We start from the raw sequence: 1,650 nt of genomic DNA, 5'->3' as shown, positions 1-1,650 counted from the left end.
TGGAGGAATGGCCGTCTGAATATTCAGACGGCCCCGGGTTGCCTGTGAATCAGTTGGCAACGTAGTTTTGATAGAGGGTCACGACTTTTTGTACGCCGACGGTCGTGCTGACTTTTTGGGTCACGCGAGCTTGCTCGTCGGGCGTGAGGATACCCATGACATAGGTCACGTTGCCGTAAGTTACGATTTTGACGCGTGCTTGGGTGGCCGGGCTGAGGCCCAACAGGGCGGCGCGGACTTTGGATGTGCCCCAGGTGTCGTTGGTCACGTCGCCAAGCGAACGCGCTTGTGAGGCAACGGTGATGTAGTTGTACACGCCTTCTGCGGCTTGTTCGGAACGGGCGATGCGTTCAACAAATTGTTTTTCGCCTTCGGTAGCCACTTGGCCGAGCAGGAGCAGGTGGCGGTTGTAGCCGACAACGTTCAGTTTGGGCTTGTAGCCTTGAACTTGGTTGTTTTGGCGCAGGTAGGAGCGTGCGGTGGTTTCGACGCGCAGTGCCATAACGTTGTCGTCGGTTTGCGCGCCTGTGGTGCGGCGGTCGACGGCGGATTTGGTGCCGACGGCAGCACCGCCGATCAGTGCGCCGACGCAGCCGCTCAGACTCAGGCTCAAGAGGGTCGCTGTCAGAACGGGGAGGGCGTAGCGTTTGATATTCTTCATATCCTTTTCCTTGGGTATGGACGGGTGGGTGTTCAGACGGCCTTTAAGGGATGGGCCGTCTGAAAAGAAAGGGTTACATGCCTTCAAGCAGGACGGAGTCGATGCAGTCGCACATGGCGTGAATCAGCAAAATATGGTTTTCTTGAATGCGGGCAGTACGCGGATAAGGGACGTTGAGCAAAACGTCGGTATCTTTGAGCATGGCGGCGATTTTTCCGCCGTCGCGGCCGGTCATGGCGATGACGTGCATGTCGCGTTCGTGTGCCACTTTGATGGCTTCAATGACGTTTGCGGAGTTGCCGGAGGTGGAGATGCCGACCAATACGTCGCCGGCACGTCCGAGTGCGCGCACTTGTTTGCTGAATACGTGGTCGAAACCGTAGTCGTTGCCGATGGCAGTCAGGGCGGAAGTGTCTGTCGTCAGCGCGACAGCGGCCAATTCCATGCGTTCTTTTTCAAAACGGCCGGTCATTTCTGCGGCGAAGTGTTGTGCGTCGGCAGCCGAACCGCCGTTGCCGCAGGCCAGGATTTTGCCGTCGTTCATCAGGCATTGCAGCATCAGCTCGGCAGCCTGTGCGGTCGGCTCGACCAGTACTTTTTCGGCTTCCTGCTTGGCGCGGATGCTCTCGGCAAAATGTGCGGAAACGCGTTCTTGTAATGTTATCATGAGGTTAACCTGTAATATTTTGAATCCATTCGGGTTGGCCGTCGCCTTCAATCAGTACCGCATCCAGGCGGCAGGGAGCATGGTTCAACCCGTGCTTTTGCAGATAATACTCTACACTTCGTTGCAATTTCAATAATTTGGACGGCGAGATGCTGTATGCGGCACCACCGAAACCTCGGTTTTTGCGGTATTTTACTTAAACAAACACAATCGTCCCGCCGTTTTTGACGATCAAATCGATTTCACCGTAGGCGCAATGCCGGTTCCTCACCAGCAGCGAGCAGCCCTTGCAAAGGAGGAGGGCGAGCGTCGCATCTTCAGC

Annotated in this window: 2 protein-coding genes and 1 pseudogene; all 3 read right to left on the bottom strand. The window is 56.1% G+C overall.

The annotated features are described in order from the left end of the window. Positions 1–49 precede the first annotated feature (49 nt). A complete protein-coding gene (locus tag ACTHUE_RS18200; protein WP_204787780.1) occupies positions 50–661 on the bottom strand; it encodes a BON domain-containing protein in 612 nt (203 codons plus the stop codon). Between the two features lie 73 nt (positions 662–734). Beyond that, entirely contained in the window at positions 735–1,328 is a 594-nt protein-coding gene (locus tag ACTHUE_RS18195) for a phosphoheptose isomerase (protein WP_440403490.1), read from the bottom strand. A gap of 4 nt (positions 1,329–1,332) precedes the next feature. Beyond that, positions 1,333–1,650: pseudogene (locus tag ACTHUE_RS18190) on the bottom strand (YraN family protein); the annotation flags it as partial.

Source organism: Neisseria sp. P0021.S005 (assembly GCF_051956955.1).
The sequence above is the reverse complement of the archived record's forward strand: the minus strand, read 5'-3'. Positions and strand labels throughout refer to the sequence as shown.